A 16867-nucleotide genomic window follows, 5' to 3' on the forward strand; every position below is an offset into this window, starting at 1 on the left:
GCTCCTACCCTGCATCATCCGGTTAACAAACTGAATGCGCTTTTTCTGATTACTGCAATGGGTCTCAACAATGGCGGCCCCTGTTGCCCGTCAAACTGAGCGTCTGGCGAGAAAAGCGCAAGGACAAACTTTAAGCTTAGTGCATTTTTACGAGACGTCTTCCATGAATGAAAAGTAATCAATGTAACCGCTAATTTTTGGTCGTGATCCGCGTTTAGTCGTGGCAGGGTTATCTATACTGGTCAGCGGGAAAACCAGATGCTGATATTTCCCCGTACCCTACAAAAACAAGAAAAGGATCCTGCAATGGACGAACAACTCAAGCAAAGTGCGCTCGATTTCCATGAGTTTCCGGTGCCCGGAAAAATTCAGGTTTCGCCCACCAAGCCTCTTGCGACACAACGTGATCTGGCGCTGGCCTATTCTCCGGGTGTTGCTGCCCCGTGTCTGGAGATCGCTAAAGATCCACTGGCGGCATACAAATACACCGCACGCGGCAATCTGGTGGCGGTGATTTCCAATGGTACTGCCGTTCTCGGACTGGGGAATATCGGTGCACTGGCAGGGAAACCGGTGATGGAAGGCAAGGGCGTATTGTTCAAAAAATTCGCCGGTATCGATGTTTTTGATATCGAAGTGGATGAGAACGATCCCGATAAACTGATCGATGTGATTGCCGCACTAGAGCCGACATTCGGTGGCATCAATCTTGAAGATATCAAAGCGCCGGAATGTTTCTACATTGAAAAAAAGCTTCGGGAACGCATGAAAATCCCGGTGTTTCATGACGATCAGCACGGCACCGCCATTATCTGTACTGCCGCAGTATTAAATGGTCTGCGCGTGGTTGGGAAAAGCATTTCCGATGTGCGGCTGGTCGTTTCCGGCGCAGGGGCTTCCGCTATCGCCTGCCTGAATTTGCTGGTGGCGCTGGGGCTGAAACGCCACAACATCACGGCCTGCGATTCCCGTGGTGTGATTTATCAGGGGCGTGAAGAAAATATGGCCGAAACCAAAGCGGCGTATGCCATTGCAGATAACGGCCAGCGTACGCTGGCCGATGCAATCCCGGATGCGGACATTTTCCTGGGCTGTTCCGGCCCCGGCGTGCTGACGCAGGAGATGGTGAAAACCATGGCCAAAGATCCGCTGATTCTGGCGCTGGCCAATCCGGAGCCGGAGATTTTACCGCCGCTGGCAAAAGCCGTCCGGCCGGATGCCATTATCTGCACCGGACGCTCGGATTACCCGAATCAGGTGAACAATGTGCTGTGTTTCCCGTTCATTTTCCGCGGCGCGCTGGATGTCGGGGCGACCACCATTAATGAAGAAATGAAACTGGCCTGCGTTCATGCTATCGCGGATCTGGCGATGGCCGAACAAAGTGATGTGGTGGCTTCCGCTTACGGTGAAGAAGAGCTGTCTTTCGGCCCCGAATATATTATTCCTAAGCCTTTTGACCCGCGTTTGATCGTGAAAATTGCGCCTGCGGTGGCGAAAGCTGCAATGGATTCCGGTGTGGCCATGCGCCCGATTGAGGATCTGGAAGCGTATACCGAAAAACTCGCCGAGTTCGTCTACAAAACCAATCTGTTCATGAAACCCATTTTCTCGCAGGCGAAGAAAGACGCTAAACGGGTGGTGATGGCAGAAGGAGAAGAGGAGCGCGTACTGCATGCCACGCAGGAGCTGATTTCCCTCGGGCTGGCGAAGCCAATTCTGGTCGGGCGTCCCAGTGTCATCGCTATGCGCATCAAAAAGCTCGGCCTGCAACTGGAAGCGGGACGGGACTTTGAAGTGGTGAACAACGAATCTGATCCGCGTTTTAATGAATACTGGCGTGAATATTATGAGCTGATGAAACGGCGCGGTGTATCGCAGGAGCAGGCGCGTCGGGCAGTGATCGGCAATCCGACACTGATTTCTGCCATCATGCTGCTGCGCGGAGAAGCCGATGCGATGATTTGCGGCACGGTTGGCACCTATCATGAGCATTACGATATCGTGGAGAATGTATTCGGGTTTCGCAAAGGTACACATGTTGCCGGGGCGATGAATGCGCTGTTGCTGCCGAGCGGCAACACTTTTATTGCGGATACCTACGTCAATGATGACCCGACGCCGGAACAACTGACGGAAATCACGCTGATGGCGGCAGAAACGGTGAGGCGGTTTGGCATTGAGCCGAAAGTTGCGCTGTTGTCGCATTCCAGTTTTGGTACATCAGACAGCCCGGCTGCGCTGAAAATGCGGCGTACGCTGGAGCTGATTAATGAGCGTGCTCCTGATCTGGAAATTGACGGTGAGATGCACGGCGACGCGGCGCTGGTCGAAAGCATCCGCCAGGACATCATGCCGGACAGCCCGCTGAAAGGTTCAGCAAATATCCTGATCATGCCGAACATGGAATCAGCGCGTATCAGTTACAACCTGCTGCGGGTGTCGTGTTCGGAAGGAGTGACCGTCGGACCGGTGCTGATGGGGGTGTCGAAACCGGTACATATCCTGACGCCAATTGCATCGGTCAGGCGAATAGTCAATATGGTGGCGCTGGCTGTCGTTGAAGCACAAACCGAGCCTTTATAAACACCTTATAGTGAAGAAAACGGGCCTCATAGCGAGGCCCGTTTTTCTCAATCGCTGGCTCAGTATTTTACTTCGCCGATACGCTCCAGCGCATCGACGATCAGATCCCAGAAACGCTGATGATCAAGTTTAACTGCCACTTGTGTATGGCAATCCGGCGGAGCTGGGACGCGGAAATCGGCTACTGTCATGCCCAGCGTTAAAGTGCCGGTCAGTTCGATATCCACCGGCACTTTTTGCACGGTCATTACGTTCGGATCAATCACGTAAGCCACAGCACAAGGATCATGAACCGGTGGAGAATCAAAGCCCTGACGGTCTTTGTAGCTCAGACCAAAGAACTCCAGCAACTCACCGACAAATTTAGCGGGCTGAGTACCCACAGCGGCAATGCGCGCGGCGACTTCTGGTGTCGCCAGCGCCTGATGGGTTAAATCCAGTCCGACCATGGTCAGCGGCCATTTTTCGTTGAACACGATATGCGCGGCTTCAGGGTCAATCTTGATATTGAATTCTGCGACCGCACTCCAGTTACCCACGTGATAACCGCCGCCCATCAGCACGACTTCCTTCACGCGTTCAGCAATGCGCGGTTCTTTGCGCACCGCCATGGCTATGTTGGTCAGCCCGCCAGTGGGTACCAGCGTGATAGTTTTCGGTGGATGAGACATGATCAAATCAATGATCAAATCGATAGCGTGAACCGGCTCCAGCGTAATGACGGCTTCCGGCAGCACCGGCCCGTCAAGACCTGATTCGCCGTGGATTTCGTCAGCCACTTCAATCTGACGCACCAGCGGACGGGTTGCGCCCGCCGCAAACGGCACGCCGGTCAGATTAATAACACGCGCCACGGCAAGGGCATTGCGGGTGACTTTCTCCAGCGTTTGATTGCCGACGACCGTAGTAACGGCCAGCAACTCAATTTCCGGGTTACCGTGAGCCAGTAACATCGCGATAGCGTCGTCGTGCCCCGGATCGCAATCAAGGATGATCTTTTTGACCATTTTTTATTCCTTTAATTAATGTAGTGGTACGTCGGTTTCGTCAGCCAGATCGGATTATTTTTTAGCGTGTTGCAGCCACTTATCCAGTTCATTGGCAAATTGCTGGCGGTCGCGCTGATTAAGCGCGGGTGGTCCGCCGGTCTGTACGCCGCTGGCGCGCATGGTGTCCATGAAATCACGCATATTCAGACGTTCTTTAATGGTTTCAGTCGTGTAACGCTCGCCGCGTGGGTTGAGCGCAACACCACCTTTTTCAATCACTTCCGCTGCCAGCGGAATATCGGCGGTGATCACCAGATCGCCGGGTTCGGTGCGTTTCACAATTTCGTTATCCGCAACGTCGAAACCCGCTTCTACGCGTAAGGTGCGCAGGAATTTTGACGGCGGTGTGCGGATGATCTGGTTGGCAACCAGTGTCACCATCATGCCGGTGCGTTCCGCGGCGCGGAACAGCACTTCTTTAATGACGTTCGGACAGGCGTCTGCATCAACCCAGATTTGCATCAGTTTGGCGCTCCGTTTTCAGATAAGCCCTTTTCAGCCAGCCAGTCGCGAACTGGCAGGAAATCGCTGTAAAGCGCGGCCTCCGGGCTGCCTTCTTCAGGTTGATAGCCGTATTCCCAGCGCACCAGCGGCGGCATCGACATTAAAATGGATTCTGTACGGCCACCGGTTTGCAGACCAAACAGTGTTCCGCGATCCCACACCAGATTGAATTCGACGTAGCGGCCACGGCGGTAAAGCTGGAACTGGCGCTCGCGTTCGCCCCACGGCAGGGCTTTACGTTTTTCCACTATGGGCAGATAAGCGTCGGTAAAGCCGTTGCCCACGGCCTGCATAAAGCTGAAGCTGGTGTCGAAATCCGGCGAATTCAGGTCATCAAAGAATAAGCCGCCGATACCGCGTGCTTCGTTGCGGTGTTTGATAAAGAAGTAATCGTCGCACCACTTTTTGTATTTCGGGTACACATCATCGCCAAACGGCTGGCAAAGTTGTTGTGCTGTCAGGTGCCAGTGGCGGGCATCTTCTTCAAAACCGTAATAAGGCGTGAGGTCAAAGCCACCGCCAAACCACCAGACCGGTGCTTCGCCGGGCTTTTCCGCAATGAAAAAGCGTACGTTGGCGTGGCTGGTTGGCACATAAGGATTCAGCGGATGAATAACCAGTGAAACGCCCATCGCCTGAAAACTGCGACCAGCCAGTTCGGGGCGATGCGCGGTTGCTGAGGCAGGCAGGGTGGCACCGGCAACATGCGAGAAGTTTACCCCCGCCTGTTCAAACACTGCGCCATGGGTCAGCACCCGGCTCTGGCCGCCGCCACCTTCTTCCCGTACCCATTGATCTTCAGAGAACTGGCCGTTGCCATCAGCGGCGGCCAGTTGCTGGCAAATATGATCCTGGAGCTTAAGCAGGAAAGTTTTAACTTGCTGGATGTCGGGAATGGATTGGCTCACGGGCAAACTCGCAGACGTTGACTGAAAAGACATTCAGCGCTTTGCAGGCGCTGAATCAGAAAGAGGAAGTGATTATATACCCAAAATCATCCGGGTCGCCCAGATGCGTCTGCTTTTGGTGGCGGAAGAACTTTACCGTGGCTTGCGTTCATTGGCATCGAAGTAACTGAAGAAATTCACAATACCCTGAGAAATCGCCTGTGCGATCTCGCGACGGAACGCTGTGGTGCTGAGCAACTGTTCTTCCTGGTGATTGGTGATAAACGAAGTTTCCACCAGAATCGACGGGATCGACGGAGATTTCAGAACAGCAAACGCCGCCTGTTCGGTCTGCTGGCTGTGCAGATGGTGGATCGGGCGGATCCTGTCGAGCACGTGATGCCCTAATGTCAGACTGTTTTTGATGGTGTCGGTTTGCACCAGATCGAACAAAACCTGTTGCAGATAATTGTTGTCTTCTTTGGCATATTTCGCGCCCGCGACCAGATCGGCATCGTTTTCTTTTTTTGACATATACCGCGCCATTGTGCTGCTGGCACCGCGATTAGAGAGGGCGAAAACAGACGCGCCGGAAGCGGTGGGGCTGGTGTAACCATCGGCATGAATCGAGACAAACAAATCGGCCTGATGCTGATGCGCCAGTTCAACGCGCTGATAAAGCGGAATAAAGTGATCAGAGTCACGGGTCAGTTTAACTTCAATATGACTTTGTTCGCCGAGGAATTCCCGCACATAGTTGGCGATTTCCAGCACGACGTGTTTTTCTTCCGAGCCTTCATGACCGACCGCACCGGAATCGATGCCGCCATGGCCGGGGTCAATCATCACCAGTTTTTTTGCGCCTGGCGGTTTAGGGGCCGGGGCTGATTTGGTGATGTGTTCCTGCTGCGCAGCGCTGGCAGAGCGCGAACCGAATGCGGCAATCGCTAATCCCAGCCCGGACAACAATAGCTGGCGACGTGTGGCGGTGGCAGGCAAAGGCTGGAAATGCAGAAATTTGTTCAGAGGGTTTAACATCAGTCCGTTACCGTCAGAAAAGTGCAGAATGCTCTATGTTATAGAGTATCTTTTTTATAGTTTCGATCTGAGAACTATTACTTTTTATGAATATTGTGTCGTGAATGATGTCATGACCGAATAAATATCCGTTGCAGGAAAGGTGTCACGTTGTTTTATGTGAAGATTTTATCGTTCAAAATGGTTTGTAAAGTCCTCAATTTGTGATTTTGATGTTGCGTATCAAACAGATCACGCGATAATCATATAAACCCCTATCAACAGCGGCGAACAGTGATGGAAATTCGCGTATACCGTCAAGAAGATTTTGAAGAAGTACTGACCTTATGGGAGCGCTGCGATTTATTGCGCCCGTGGAATGATCCTGAGCTGGATATTGAACGTAAAATTAACCACAGCCCGGAGTTTTTCCTGGTGGCGGAAGTCGGTGGTGAAGTGGTAGGCACGCTGATGGGGGGGTATGACGGTCATCGTGGTTCGGCGAATTATCTGGGTGTGCATCCGGATTATCGCGGGCGTGGCATTGCCAATGCGCTGGTTAACCGTCTGGAGAAGAAGTTAATCGCCCGCGGCTGCCCGAAGATGAATTTAATGGTGCGTGCTGAAAACGATGCAGTGGTCAGTATGTATGAAAAACTGGGTTATGAAATTTCGGATACTCTTTTGCTTGGCAAACGTTTGATCGAAGATCAAGAGTACTGAAGCTGTTTCCTCAATAAAAAGCCCCGGCAAGTATGACTTTGCCGGGGCTTTTAGTTTTCTGATTTACTTAATCAATTTTACGCTTTTGACATCCACTTCCACAGAGTTCCAGTCTTTATCGACTTTACCTTCAATGCGGATTTTGTCCTTCGGCGACACGTTCTGTCCCTGCCAGCGTTTGCCGTCAATTTCGACATTGAGTGTGCCGGTATTGTCGCGGAAAATGTATTTATCGTGGTCGATACGCTGATCGATAAACCCTTCCAGCATAACCCACTGATCATCTTTCATGGTTTGCGCATCTTTTACTGTACTCAGCGCCGTGGTGCCAGTGAAACCGCCCTGTGCTGCTGGCTGGGTCTGCGACTCCTGCGCTGACGGGCCGTTAAAGCCACCGGTCTGTTGGGCAAATGCAGTCGCTGAACAAAGTGCAATCAGGGTTGCCAGAGTGATCTTCTTCATCATAATAGGTCGTCCTTAATTTAACGTTTCCGGGTACCGGCAACTATGACATCGTTTCGCATGTCTTGCCGTGCTGGAGACCATTAAAACAGACAGTTCTTAACAGTTTCTTAAGCGCATACCCGGCATACTTTACATTGCAGATTATGAATTATTTTGGGTATGTCCTTGAGTGATGGTTAACTTTCACCTTATTTGCAGGAATGTTGTCCTTTTTATGAACCCGGATGATTATAACGACCACGGTATGTTGCGATTGCCGCTGTGGTTCTGGACTATTTTGATTTTGCAGGCGAGGACCTGGTTATTGTTTGTGATGGCCGGCGCATCGCGCCAGCAGGGGAGTGATCTGCTGGCGTTGTTTTATCCTGATCAGCAAAGTTTCTGGTCTGGCATGCTGCTCGGGTTGCCGCCCGCGCTGGTTTTTCTGCTTAGCGGCCGTCGCCATCTGTGGCCGCGTATCTGGCAGGCCGGTTACTGGTTACTCCTGGCAGGGATGTTTATCACTTTCGCATTGCAGGGGCTGGGGCTGTGGCAAAGCACAGATACGATTTCCGGCGTGGATATCGTGCTGGCCTTGCTGGATGCCGCCGCGCTGGCTTACTGGTTACTGAGCCGCCGTCTGCGCGCTTGTTTTGATGCCGCGCGGCGTCTGGCCTGATGCATATTCCATTCGAGGCTGAACTTTTTTACCAGAAAAGTACTCGAACTGGCGCTGAACAATAATGCGTAAATAAATAATAATTTCACTGCCGGTTTATCCGTCAGGCCGCACCGGCCAACGGGAACGGGGAGTATAGGAGTGTACCGAATGACTGTTCGCCTGCGGGTTCGCCCGATGTTACTGGTGCTGCCGCTGATCCTGACCGGCTGTTCGTCGATGTCATCTATGTCATGGCCGGGCGTGTCCTGGTCGGCCATGAATCCGCTTAACTGGTTTGGCAGCAGCCTGACGGTCAGCGACAAAGGGGTGGGTGATATTACGGCCAGCACCCCGCTGACAGAAACGGCCATTAAAGATGCGCTGGACGGCGACTATACCCTGCGCAGCGGTATGTCGATGAGCAACGGCAAAATGCTGAGCTTCTTCCAGGCGATGGACGGTAAAGACGTGAAGATGTCGATCAGCGGTGAGCCGAAAGGTAACGTCCAGCGCGTCGATGTTGTTGATACGAAAGTTGAAAGTGAATGGGGCGTTAAAATCGGTACGCCCTTCAGCGATCTCTACAGCAAGGCTTTCGATGTGTGCGTGAAGGGCGAAGGGGACGATGCTGAAAACGTCGAGTGTAAAGCGCCGCAAAGTGCTCACGTGACGTATGTGTTCAGCGGTATCTGGCATGGCCCGGATTCGCTGATGCCTTCGGATGATGCCCTGAAAGACTGGAAGGTCAGCAAAATTATCTGGCGTGCTAATCCTGCGCAGGCCGCTGCCGCGCAATAAACGGGTTTCTCCGCTTAAAAAGCCCTCAATGCCTTGCCTTCGCGCAAGGCATTTTTATTGACATCCGGTATGATATCGCCGGTCAAATTAACGAGGATGAGAAAATGACTCAGGTTCAGAGCGGCATTTTACCCGAACATTGCCGTTTCGCGATTTACATTGAAGCGAAAGCTCAGGGTGACCTGGATGCGCTCCGGCACGGCTGCCGTGCATTTTTGGCCGTACTGGAAGACATGCAGAAAAAATTTCCCACTGAACATCTTGGTGCGGTCGTGGCCTTTGGCAACGATGTATGGCGTGATTTATCCGGAAATCAGGGTGCCGCTGAGCTGAAGTCTTTCGAGCCGCTGGGTAAAGGTCTGGCACCGGCGACGCAGCGCGATATGTTGTTGCACATTCAGTCCCTGCGTCATGACGTGAACTTCGCGCTGGCACAGGCGGCATTGAAAGCCTTCGGCAGTTCAATCACTGTCGAAGAAGAAACCCACGGGTTCCGTGCGCTGGAAGAACGTGACCTCAGCGGTTTTATCGACGGAACTGAAAACCCGAAAGCAGAAGCCCGCGCTCAGGTGGCGATTATTCCTGAAGGCAGTGTTGATGCAGGCGGCAGTTACGTGATGGTTCAGCGCTGGAAACATAATCTGGTGCAATGGGAACGCTTCTCCGTGCAGCAGCAGGAAGATGTTATCGGGCGTACAAAAGAAACCGACGAAGAGCTGGATTCAGAAACTCGCCCGGACACTTCCCACGTCAGTCGTGTTGACCTGAAAGAAGACGGCAAAGGCCTGAAAATTCTGCGCCAGAGCCTGCCTTACGGTACGGCCAGCGGTGAGCACGGTTTGTATTTCATTAGCTATTGCGCCCGTTTGTGGAACATTGAGAAACAGCTGCTGAGCATGTTTGGCGATCTTGATGGCAAACGCGATGCCATGCTGCGCTTCACCCGTCCGGTGACCGGCAGTTATTATTTCGCCCCTTCACTGACCCGACTGTTAGCGCTTTAAGTTCTTCCGGCGCGTTCCGTCGCGGACGCGCCTGCTTCTTCCCTTTTTGTTATTCCCCCATCGCTTGTTAATGCCTTATAGCTTTTCATGCTTGAAAATCACCAAATGGTATATAAAACCGTTACAGCCTGACCCTCAGTTATAAATACACTGTGTGATATTGAGCGACATATATCAGCGTCGCATATCGGTTCACTCACCTAAGGCTAAGCATGAAAACACTCGGATTTACCGGCAATGTGCTGAAAAGTTCTGTGGCGGCATTGTTGCTGGCCAGCGGGGCGGCTTCGGCAACCGAATTGCTCAACAGCTCTTATGATGTGTCCCGTGAACTTTTTGCCGCGCTGAATCCGCCATTCCAGAAACAGTGGGCTGATCAAAATAATGGCGATAAACTCGATATTAAACAGTCGCATGCCGGTTCCTCCAAGCAAGCGCTGGCGATTTTGCAGGGCCTGAAAGCAGATGTGGTGACGTATAATCAGGTGACCGATGTGCAGATTTTGCATGACCGCGGCAACCTGATCCCGGCCAACTGGCAAAGCCGTCTGCCTAATAACAGTTCGCCATTCTATTCCACCATGGCCTTCCTGGTACGTAAGGGCAATCCAAAAAACATTCACAGCTGGGACGATTTAGCACGTCCGGGCGTGAGTCTGGTGTTCCCGAATCCAAAAACCTCCGGTAATGGTCGTTATACCTATCTCGGTGCCTGGGGCGCATTCAATCTGGAAGACAATAAAAACCAGACGCAGACCCGCGAAAAGATGGCGAGTTTCCTGAAAAACGTGCAGGTATTTGATACCGGCGGTCGTGGCGCAACCACCACATTTGTCGAACGTGGACTGGGCGATGTGTTGATCAGCTTTGAATCGGAAGTGAACAACATCCGTAAGCAGTACGGTGATGATAAATATGAAGTGATTGTTCCGAAGGTGGATATTCTGGCGGAGTTCCCGGTCGCCTGGGTGGACAAAAACGTTGAGAAAAATGGCACAGAGAAAGCCGCAAAAGATTATCTGAATTATTTGTGGAGCCCGCAGGCGCAGAAAATCATCACCAGTTTTAACTACCGCGTGTATGACAAAACGGCGATGGCGGCGGCGAAAGAGCAGTTCCCGGAGACCCAACTGTTCAAAGTTGAAGAGCAGTTCGGTGGCTGGCCACAAGTGATGGAAACCCATTTCAGTACCGGCGGTGAGCTGGATAAACTGTTAGAGCAAGGTCACAAGTAATGTTGTTGTCGAGCAAACGCGTATTACCCGGATTCACCCTGAGCCTCGGCAGCAGTTTGTTGTTCGTGTGCCTGGTGCTGTTGCTGCCGCTGAGTGCACTGGTGATGCAGTTGTCACAAATGACACTGGCGCAATATTGGGATGTGATCACCAACGGTCAGGTGGTGGCGGCCTATAAAGTAACGCTGCTGGCGGCGGGCGTGGCGAGTATTTTTAACTGTTTCTTCGGCATGCTGATGGCGTGGATCCTGACCCGTTATGAATTCCCGGGTAAAAGTCTGATCGATGGTCTGATGGATTTGCCGTTTGCCCTGCCGACGGCAGTCGCCGGTTTAACGCTGGCAGGATTGTTTTCTACCACCGGTTTTTACGGTCAGTGGCTGGCGCATTTTGATATCAAAGTGGCGTACACCTGGCTTGGTATTGCGGTGGCGATGGCATTTACCAGCATCCCGTTTGTGGTGCGTACCGTGCAGCCGGTGCTGGAAGAATTAGGCCCGGAATATGAAGAAGCGGCTGAAACGCTGGGCGCTTCGCGCTGGCAGAGTTTTCGTCGCGTGGTGTTGCCGGAAGTGATGCCTTCCTTGCTGGCGGGTACGGCGTTGTCCTTCACCCGCAGCCTGGGCGAATTCGGCGCAGTGATTTTCATCGCCGGTAACATTGCCTGGAAAACCGAAGTGACCTCGCTGATGATTTTTATCCGCTTACAGGAGTTTGATTACCCGGCAGCCAGCGCTATTGCTTCGGTGATCCTCGCCGCATCGCTGCTGTTGCTGTTTGCGATTAACACCTTACAGAGCCGTTATGGCCGTCGTCTGGGAGGCCAGTAATGTCTGATATTCCGGCTTTTGCGGGCGAAAGACGTCAGCGTATTGACTGGGTGAAATGGTCGTTGATCGGCACGGGGGTGCTGATTTGTATTCTGCTGCTGGTGATCCCGATGATCAGCATTTTTGTGCTGGCGTTTTCCGACGGCATTGCAGCGGTGTGGAAGAACCTGTCGGACTCCGACATGTTGCATTCTATCTGGCTGACCGTCCTGATGGCGCTGATCACCGTGCCGGTGAACCTGATTTTCGGCACGTTGCTGGCCTGGCTGGTCGCGCGCTTTAATTTCCCGGGACGTCAGTTATTACTGACGCTGATCGACATCCCGTTTGCGGTTTCACCAGTGGTTGCCGGTTTACTGTATTTGCTGTTTTACGGCACCAACGGCCCGATTGGCGGCTGGCTGGATGCGCACAATATTCAGTTTATGTTCGCCTGGCCGGGCATGGTGATGGTGACAGTATTCGTCACCTGTCCGTTTGTCATCCGTGAGCTGGTGCCGGTGATGTTGAGTCAGGGCAGTCATGAAGATGAAGCCGCGGTGTTACTGGGTGCGTCCGGCTGGCAGATGTTCCGCCGCGTGACCCTGCCGAATATCCGCTGGGCATTACTGTATGGCGTGGTGCTGACCAACGCCCGCGCGATTGGGGAATTCGGGGCGGTATCGGTGGTGTCCGGTTCTATCCGCGGAGAAACCTACACGCTGCCATTACAAGTCGAATTACTGCATCAGGACTACAACACCGCAGGCGCGTTTACTGCCGCTGCGCTGTTAACCCTGATGGCAATTGTCACACTGTTTCTGAAAAGCGGCCTGCAATGGCGTCTGAAGCGCCACAACGACCGTCTTGAGCGGGAGGAAAGTCATGAGCATTGAAATTAACGGTATCAACAAATATTTTGGCCGCACTAAGGTGCTCAATGATATCTCGCTCGATATTGCTTCCGGAGAGATGGTGGCGTTGCTCGGGCCTTCCGGCTCAGGTAAAACCACGTTGCTGCGTATTATCGCCGGACTGGAAAATCAAAGCGCCGGACACCTGAGTTTTCACGGTAAAGACGTGACGCGCCTGCATGCCCGTGATCGCCAGGTCGGTTTCGTTTTCCAGCATTATGCGCTGTTCCGCCATATGACGGTGTTCGACAACATCGCGTTTGGCCTGACGGTGCTGCCGCGCCGTGAGCGTCCGAATGCTGAAGCCATCAAACAGAAAGTCACTAAATTGCTGGAGATGGTGCAACTTGGCCATCTGGCAAACCGTTATCCGGCACAGCTTTCCGGCGGTCAGAAACAGCGTGTGGCGCTGGCCCGTGCGCTGGCGGTTGAACCGCAAATTCTGCTGCTGGATGAACCTTTTGGCGCGCTGGACGCACAGGTGCGTAAAGAGCTGCGCCGCTGGCTGCGTCAGTTGCATGAAGAACTGAAATTCACCAGCGTGTTCGTGACTCACGATCAGGAAGAAGCGATGGAAGTCGCTGACCGCGTGGTGGTCATGAGCCAGGGTAATATCGAACAGGTCGGCGCCCCGCAGGAAATCTGGCGTGAACCGGCAACTCGTTTCGTGCTGGAATTCATGGGTGAAGTTAATAAAATTCATGGCGAAATCCGGGGATCTCAGCTGTACGTCGGTGCATATCACTGGCCGCTGGATAACCCGCCCCTGCATCAGGGTGTGGTCGATTTATTCCTGCGTCCCTGGGAAATGGAAATTACGCCGCACAGTACAGCACGCTGTCCGTTGCCGGTGAAGGTGCTGGAAGTCAGCCCGCGTGGCCATTTCTGGCAGCTTATCGTGCAGGCCGAGGGCTGGCACGACGAACCGCTTTCGGTGGTGCTTTCCGAAATCCACGGTAATAGCGCACCTCAGCGCGGCGATCGTTTCTATGTCGGCGGGCTGAATGGCCGCCTGTATGCTGGCGACCAGCCGTTACAACCCGTTGCGTTAGCGAAGAGTGCCTGATATTTTTTAATCAGCATTTTTCTCAGGGCGGTCATCGGGCCGCCCTTTTTATCGCCTGATACCTGTTTATGTGTTTTTTATCAGTCAATATACCTTTTTAATATAAGGCAAGCCCGTGAGTACGCTCGAACATTACATCGGCAATACCCCTCTGGTGAGATTACAGCGTCTGACGCAGGGGCTGGACAGCGAGATTTGGGTCAAGCTGGAAGGCAATAACCCCGCCGGTTCTGTTAAAGATCGCGCCGCGCTGTTTATGATTGAGCAGGCGGAAAAACGGGGCGAAATTCATCCGGGGGATACGCTGATTGAAGCCACAAGCGGCAATACCGGCATTGCGCTGGCGATGATTGCGGCGCTGAAAGGCTACAGGCTTAAATTGCTGATGCCCGAAAATATGAGCCTTGAGCGTCAGGCATCAATGCGGGCGTATGGTGCTGAACTGTTGCTGGTCAGCCGCGCGCAGGGAATGGAAGGCGCACGTGATCTCGCTCTGGAAATGGAAAAACAGGGACTGGGGAAAGTGCTGGATCAGTTTAACAATCCTGACAATCCGCTCGCACATTTTACGACGACAGGCCCTGAAATCTGGCAACAGACACACGGGCGCATCACCCATTTTGTCTCCAGCATGGGCACTACCGGCACGATAACCGGTGTCAGTCGTTATCTGCGCAGCCAGCATGCTGGCGTGAAAATTGTCGGGCTGCAACCGTCAGAAGGCAGCAGCATTCCAGGTATCCGCCGCTGGCCGGAAGAATATCTGCCGGGCATTTTCAATCCTGAACTGGTCGATGAAGTGATGGATATGGGGCAGGGCGAAGCAGAAGACACCATGCGGGCGCTGGCGCGTAGGGAAGGTATCTTCTGTGGCGTGAGTTCCGGGGGGGCGGTAGCGGGCGCTTTACGCGTCGCCAGAAATCATCCGGGTAGCGTGATTGTGGCGATTATTTGTGATCGTGGTGACCGTTATTTATCCACAGGTGTGTTTAATGTTTGATCCTATATTCATCTGTTGAATGTAAAATTAGAGTAAAAGCGGCTGCTAATGGCTGGCTTAGTGGTAAAAATGACCAAAATTTTAGCCAGGCGGAAATGAAGAATGAAAATTTTATTAGTCGATGACGATCTTGAATTAGGCACCATGCTCAGCGAATACCTGATCGCAGAAGGCTTTGATGCTTCTCTGGTGCTGACCGGTAAAGCGGGTGTGGAAGGTGCGATGTCTGGCGAATATACCGCAATGATCCTCGACATTATGCTGCCGGACATGAGCGGTATTGATGTATTGCGTCAGGTGCGTAAAAACAGCCGTCTGCCGATCATCATGCTGACCGCGAAGGGTGACAACATTGATCGTGTCATCGGTCTGGAAATGGGCGCAGATGATTACATGCCAAAGCCGTGCTATCCGCGCGAACTGGTGGCGCGTCTGCGTGCTGTGCTGCGTCGTGTGGAAGAGCAGCAGGAATCACACTCTGATAACTCCTCGGTCAACTATGGCGATCTGACGCTCAATCCGGCGACCCGCAGCAGTGAATGGCGCGGCGTGCCATTCGATCTGACGGCTTCTGAGTTCAACCTTCTGGAGTTACTGTTACGTTCTCCTGAACGCGTGGTATCGAAAGATGAGTTGTCGGAAAAAGGTCTCGGGCGTCCGCGCGAAGCTTATGACCGCAGTATTGATGTGCATATCAGTAACATCCGTCAGAAACTGGGGTCACTGGAAGGTGGCGATATTCTGACTATTGAAACGGTGCGCAGCATTGGCTATCGAATCCGCTAAACGACTGCGCGGCAGACTGTTCTGGAAAATACTGCTGGGATTCTGGTTTACTTTCGTGGCGATCACTCAGGGCCTCTGGGTGGTTTTTGCTTTCTACAATCCACATGAACCGCCGGAAAGCGGAATTGCCCGCCGGTTTGTGAAACTGCAAATTACCTCGGCTGTTTCCACGCTGCATTACGGCGGTCTGCCTGCTCTTAACGCCATGATGGCCGACTGGCCGCAAGATGACCGACAATTCTTCTCAGTGTCGCCGTCGTTGCTGCCTGCTAAAGGCAATACGATTAAGGATCTGGAACCCGGTAAAATTCCGCATGAAGTCGTGCAGTTTGTGCAGGGACCGGACGGGCAGGGTTACCGGCTGAAATATGATGTTGACGGGCTGATGCATGAATATCGCCCGAGACGTCACAGGGACTGGCTGAATATGCCGCCGCCACTGTTATGGCTGGGTGGACTGGGCGGTTTACTGTTCAGCGCCGTACTGGCATGGAACCTGACGCGGCCAATGTTGCAAATGCGTAAAGCCTTCGGACGGGTGGCGCAGGGGGATTTATCAGTCCGCCTGTTTACCAGTATGGGTAAGCGGCACGATGAGCTGTCTGAAGTGGCGCGTGATTTTGACTCTATGGCTGAACGCCTGCAGGTGCTGGTCAAAGCGCGCGAAGAGCTGTTGCATGATGTCTCGCATGAACTGCGTTCTCCGCTGGCACGTTTGCAACTGGCAATCGGTCTGGCGCGGCAGAATCCGTCGAATGTCGAAAGTTCCCTGAGTCGCATAGAACACGAAGCGGGCAGGCTGGATAAAATGATTGGTGAACTGCTGGCGTTGTCACGTACTGAAAGCAGTGAAATCCCTGATGAAGAGTATTTCGATCTCTACGGATTGGTGGAGGCGGTCGTTAATGATGCCCGCTATGAAGCGCAGTTGCCGGGGGTCGAAATCGCGATGTACCCCGGGTCTCCGGATAATATGGATTACACCGTGAAGGGTAATGCTGAGCTGATGCGTCGTGCGGTGGATAATGTGGTGCGTAATGCCCTGCGTTTTTCGGCCCGCGGCCAAACTATCAGTGTTTCACTGGCTCAGGTTGAACAGTATTTGCAAATTGAAGTGGCCGATCAGGGGCCGGGCGTGGAAGAAGATAAGCTGTCGAGTATCTTTGACCCGTTCGTGCGCGTGAAATCGCCGCTGTCAGGCAAAGGCTACGGCCTGGGGCTTGCGATCACCCGCAAAGTGATGTTGGCGCATGAGGGGAAAGTAGATGCCCGTAACGCGCAGCCTCATGGCCTGATCATCAGCCTTCAAGTCCCGCACTGGCAAATGTGAGGCAATAAAAAACGGCGCTGATTAGGCGCCGTTTTTTTACTTCTCGCTGAGCAA

17 protein-coding genes are annotated in these 16867 nt (G+C 53.0%); 12 read left to right on the forward strand and 5 right to left on the reverse strand.

The genetic code is table 11. The features are described 5' to 3' along the window. The first annotated feature begins 306 nt into the window (after positions 1-306). The gene (maeB, locus tag GW591_RS01050; protein WP_013574414.1) at positions 307-2586 is read left to right on the forward strand and encodes an NADP-dependent oxaloacetate-decarboxylating malate dehydrogenase; all 2280 of its coding nucleotides are present in this window, start codon (positions 307-309) and stop codon (positions 2584-2586) included. Between the two features lie 59 nt (positions 2587-2645). Here maeB and uriH read toward each other — a convergent pair whose 3' ends face one another. From uriH to amiA, 4 genes are all read right to left on the reverse strand, one after another. Next, on the reverse strand, positions 2646-3593 hold the full coding sequence (uriH, locus tag GW591_RS01055) for a uridine-preferring nucleoside hydrolase UriH (RefSeq protein WP_013574415.1): 948 nt from the start codon (positions 3591-3593) through the stop codon (positions 2646-2648). Between the two features lie 54 nt (positions 3594-3647). Continuing rightward, positions 3648-4097, reverse strand: a complete 450-nt coding sequence (locus tag GW591_RS01060; protein ID WP_013574416.1) for a YaiI/YqxD family protein — start codon at positions 4095-4097, stop codon at positions 3648-3650. Next, positions 4097-5080 (reverse strand): oxygen-dependent coproporphyrinogen oxidase, encoded by a 984-nt coding sequence (hemF, locus tag GW591_RS01065; protein WP_015689490.1) that lies wholly within the window; start codon positions 5078-5080, stop codon positions 4097-4099. The genes GW591_RS01060 and hemF overlap by 1 nt, the downstream gene beginning before the upstream one ends. Before the next feature lie 99 nt (positions 5081-5179). Continuing rightward, entirely contained in the window at positions 5180-6064 is an 885-nt protein-coding gene (gene amiA, locus GW591_RS01070; RefSeq protein ID WP_037036359.1) for an N-acetylmuramoyl-L-alanine amidase AmiA, read from the reverse strand. A 276-nt stretch (positions 6065-6340) separates the two neighbouring features. Between amiA and GW591_RS01075 the strand changes: the two genes are divergently transcribed. Further along, positions 6341-6766 carry a GNAT family acetyltransferase gene (locus tag GW591_RS01075; RefSeq protein WP_013574419.1) on the forward strand — a complete coding sequence of 142 codons (426 nt, stop codon included), beginning with the start codon at positions 6341-6343 and terminating at the stop codon, positions 6764-6766. A gap of 63 nt (positions 6767-6829) precedes the next feature. On the opposite strand, the gene GW591_RS01080 is transcribed toward GW591_RS01075, so the two are convergent. Beyond that, the gene (locus GW591_RS01080; RefSeq protein ID WP_041673194.1) at positions 6830-7228 is read right to left on the reverse strand and encodes a YgiW/YdeI family stress tolerance OB fold protein; all 399 of its coding nucleotides are present in this window, start codon (positions 7226-7228) and stop codon (positions 6830-6832) included. A gap of 217 nt (positions 7229-7445) precedes the next feature. On the opposite strand from GW591_RS01080, the gene GW591_RS01085 reads away from it, so the two are divergent. The 10 genes from GW591_RS01085 to GW591_RS01130 all read left to right on the forward strand — a co-directional run bounded on the left by GW591_RS01085 (position 7446) and on the right by GW591_RS01130 (position 16813). Next, on the forward strand, positions 7446-7889 hold the full coding sequence (locus tag GW591_RS01085; protein WP_013574421.1) for a DUF2919 domain-containing protein: 444 nt from the start codon (positions 7446-7448) through the stop codon (positions 7887-7889). 150 nt (positions 7890-8039) lie between these two features. Continuing rightward, positions 8040-8669: an RpoE-regulated lipoprotein gene (locus GW591_RS01090; protein ID WP_183065307.1), complete on the forward strand. Its 630-nt coding sequence runs from the start codon at positions 8040-8042 to the stop codon at positions 8667-8669. 104 nt (positions 8670-8773) lie between these two features. After that, positions 8774-9673, forward strand: coding sequence for a Dyp-type peroxidase (locus GW591_RS01095; protein WP_037036357.1), 900 nt, complete (start codon positions 8774-8776; stop codon positions 9671-9673). 212 nt (positions 9674-9885) lie between these two features. After that, the gene (gene cysP, locus GW591_RS01100; protein WP_112151264.1) at positions 9886-10908 is read left to right on the forward strand and encodes a thiosulfate ABC transporter substrate-binding protein CysP; all 1023 of its coding nucleotides are present in this window, start codon (positions 9886-9888) and stop codon (positions 10906-10908) included. Next, entirely contained in the window at positions 10908-11738 is an 831-nt protein-coding gene (gene cysT / locus GW591_RS01105) for a sulfate/thiosulfate ABC transporter permease CysT (RefSeq protein ID WP_013574425.1), read from the forward strand. Before cysP ends, cysT begins: the two co-directional genes overlap by 1 nt. Further along, entirely contained in the window at positions 11738-12613 is an 876-nt protein-coding gene (cysW, locus tag GW591_RS01110; protein ID WP_013574426.1) for a sulfate/thiosulfate ABC transporter permease CysW, read from the forward strand. The genes cysT and cysW overlap by 1 nt, the downstream gene beginning before the upstream one ends. Further along, positions 12603-13697, forward strand: a complete 1095-nt coding sequence (gene cysA / locus GW591_RS01115) for a sulfate/thiosulfate ABC transporter ATP-binding protein CysA (RefSeq protein WP_013574427.1) — start codon at positions 12603-12605, stop codon at positions 13695-13697. The genes cysW and cysA overlap by 11 nt, the downstream gene beginning before the upstream one ends. 115 nt (positions 13698-13812) lie before the next feature. Further along, a complete protein-coding gene (gene cysM / locus GW591_RS01120) occupies positions 13813-14697 on the forward strand; it encodes a cysteine synthase CysM (protein WP_013574428.1) in 885 nt (294 codons plus the stop codon). A 102-nt stretch (positions 14698-14799) separates the two neighbouring features. After that, positions 14800-15483 (forward strand): response regulator transcription factor, encoded by a 684-nt coding sequence (locus GW591_RS01125; protein WP_013574429.1) that lies wholly within the window; start codon positions 14800-14802, stop codon positions 15481-15483. Next, the gene (locus GW591_RS01130; RefSeq protein ID WP_013574430.1) at positions 15464-16813 is read left to right on the forward strand and encodes a HAMP domain-containing sensor histidine kinase; all 1350 of its coding nucleotides are present in this window, start codon (positions 15464-15466) and stop codon (positions 16811-16813) included. Before GW591_RS01125 ends, GW591_RS01130 begins: the two co-directional genes overlap by 20 nt. Positions 16814-16867 lie beyond the last annotated feature (54 nt).

The sequence above is a fragment of the Rahnella aceris genome (assembly GCF_011684115.1).
In the GTDB taxonomy this organism is placed as follows: Bacteria; Pseudomonadota; Gammaproteobacteria; order Enterobacterales; family Enterobacteriaceae; genus Rahnella; species Rahnella aceris.

Coding starts and splice junctions, on each gene's coding strand:
- GW591_RS01060 (WP_013574416.1), bottom strand. CDS start 4,097: ATGCAAATCTGGGTTGATGCAGACGCCTGTCCGAACGTCATTAAAGAA.
- GW591_RS01080 (WP_041673194.1), bottom strand. CDS start 7,228: ATGAAGAAGATCACTCTGGCAACCCTGATTGCACTTTGTTCAGCGACT.
- cysP (WP_112151264.1), top strand. CDS start 9,886: ATGAAAACACTCGGATTTACCGGCAATGTGCTGAAAAGTTCTGTGGCG.
- amiA (WP_037036359.1), bottom strand. CDS start 6,064: ATGTTAAACCCTCTGAACAAATTTCTGCATTTCCAGCCTTTGCCTGCC.
- cysA (WP_013574427.1), top strand. CDS start 12,603: ATGAGCATTGAAATTAACGGTATCAACAAATATTTTGGCCGCACTAAG.
- cysT (WP_013574425.1), top strand. CDS start 10,908: ATGTTGTTGTCGAGCAAACGCGTATTACCCGGATTCACCCTGAGCCTC.
- cysW (WP_013574426.1), top strand. CDS start 11,738: ATGTCTGATATTCCGGCTTTTGCGGGCGAAAGACGTCAGCGTATTGAC.
- GW591_RS01075 (WP_013574419.1), top strand. CDS start 6,341: ATGGAAATTCGCGTATACCGTCAAGAAGATTTTGAAGAAGTACTGACC.
- GW591_RS01090 (WP_183065307.1), top strand. CDS start 8,040: ATGACTGTTCGCCTGCGGGTTCGCCCGATGTTACTGGTGCTGCCGCTG.
- GW591_RS01125 (WP_013574429.1), top strand. CDS start 14,800: ATGAAAATTTTATTAGTCGATGACGATCTTGAATTAGGCACCATGCTC.
- uriH (WP_013574415.1), bottom strand. CDS start 3,593: ATGGTCAAAAAGATCATCCTTGATTGCGATCCGGGGCACGACGACGCT.
- maeB (WP_013574414.1), top strand. CDS start 307: ATGGACGAACAACTCAAGCAAAGTGCGCTCGATTTCCATGAGTTTCCG.
- hemF (WP_015689490.1), bottom strand. CDS start 5,080: ATGTCTTTTCAGTCAACGTCTGCGAGTTTGCCCGTGAGCCAATCCATT.
- GW591_RS01095 (WP_037036357.1), top strand. CDS start 8,774: ATGACTCAGGTTCAGAGCGGCATTTTACCCGAACATTGCCGTTTCGCG.
- GW591_RS01085 (WP_013574421.1), top strand. CDS start 7,446: ATGAACCCGGATGATTATAACGACCACGGTATGTTGCGATTGCCGCTG.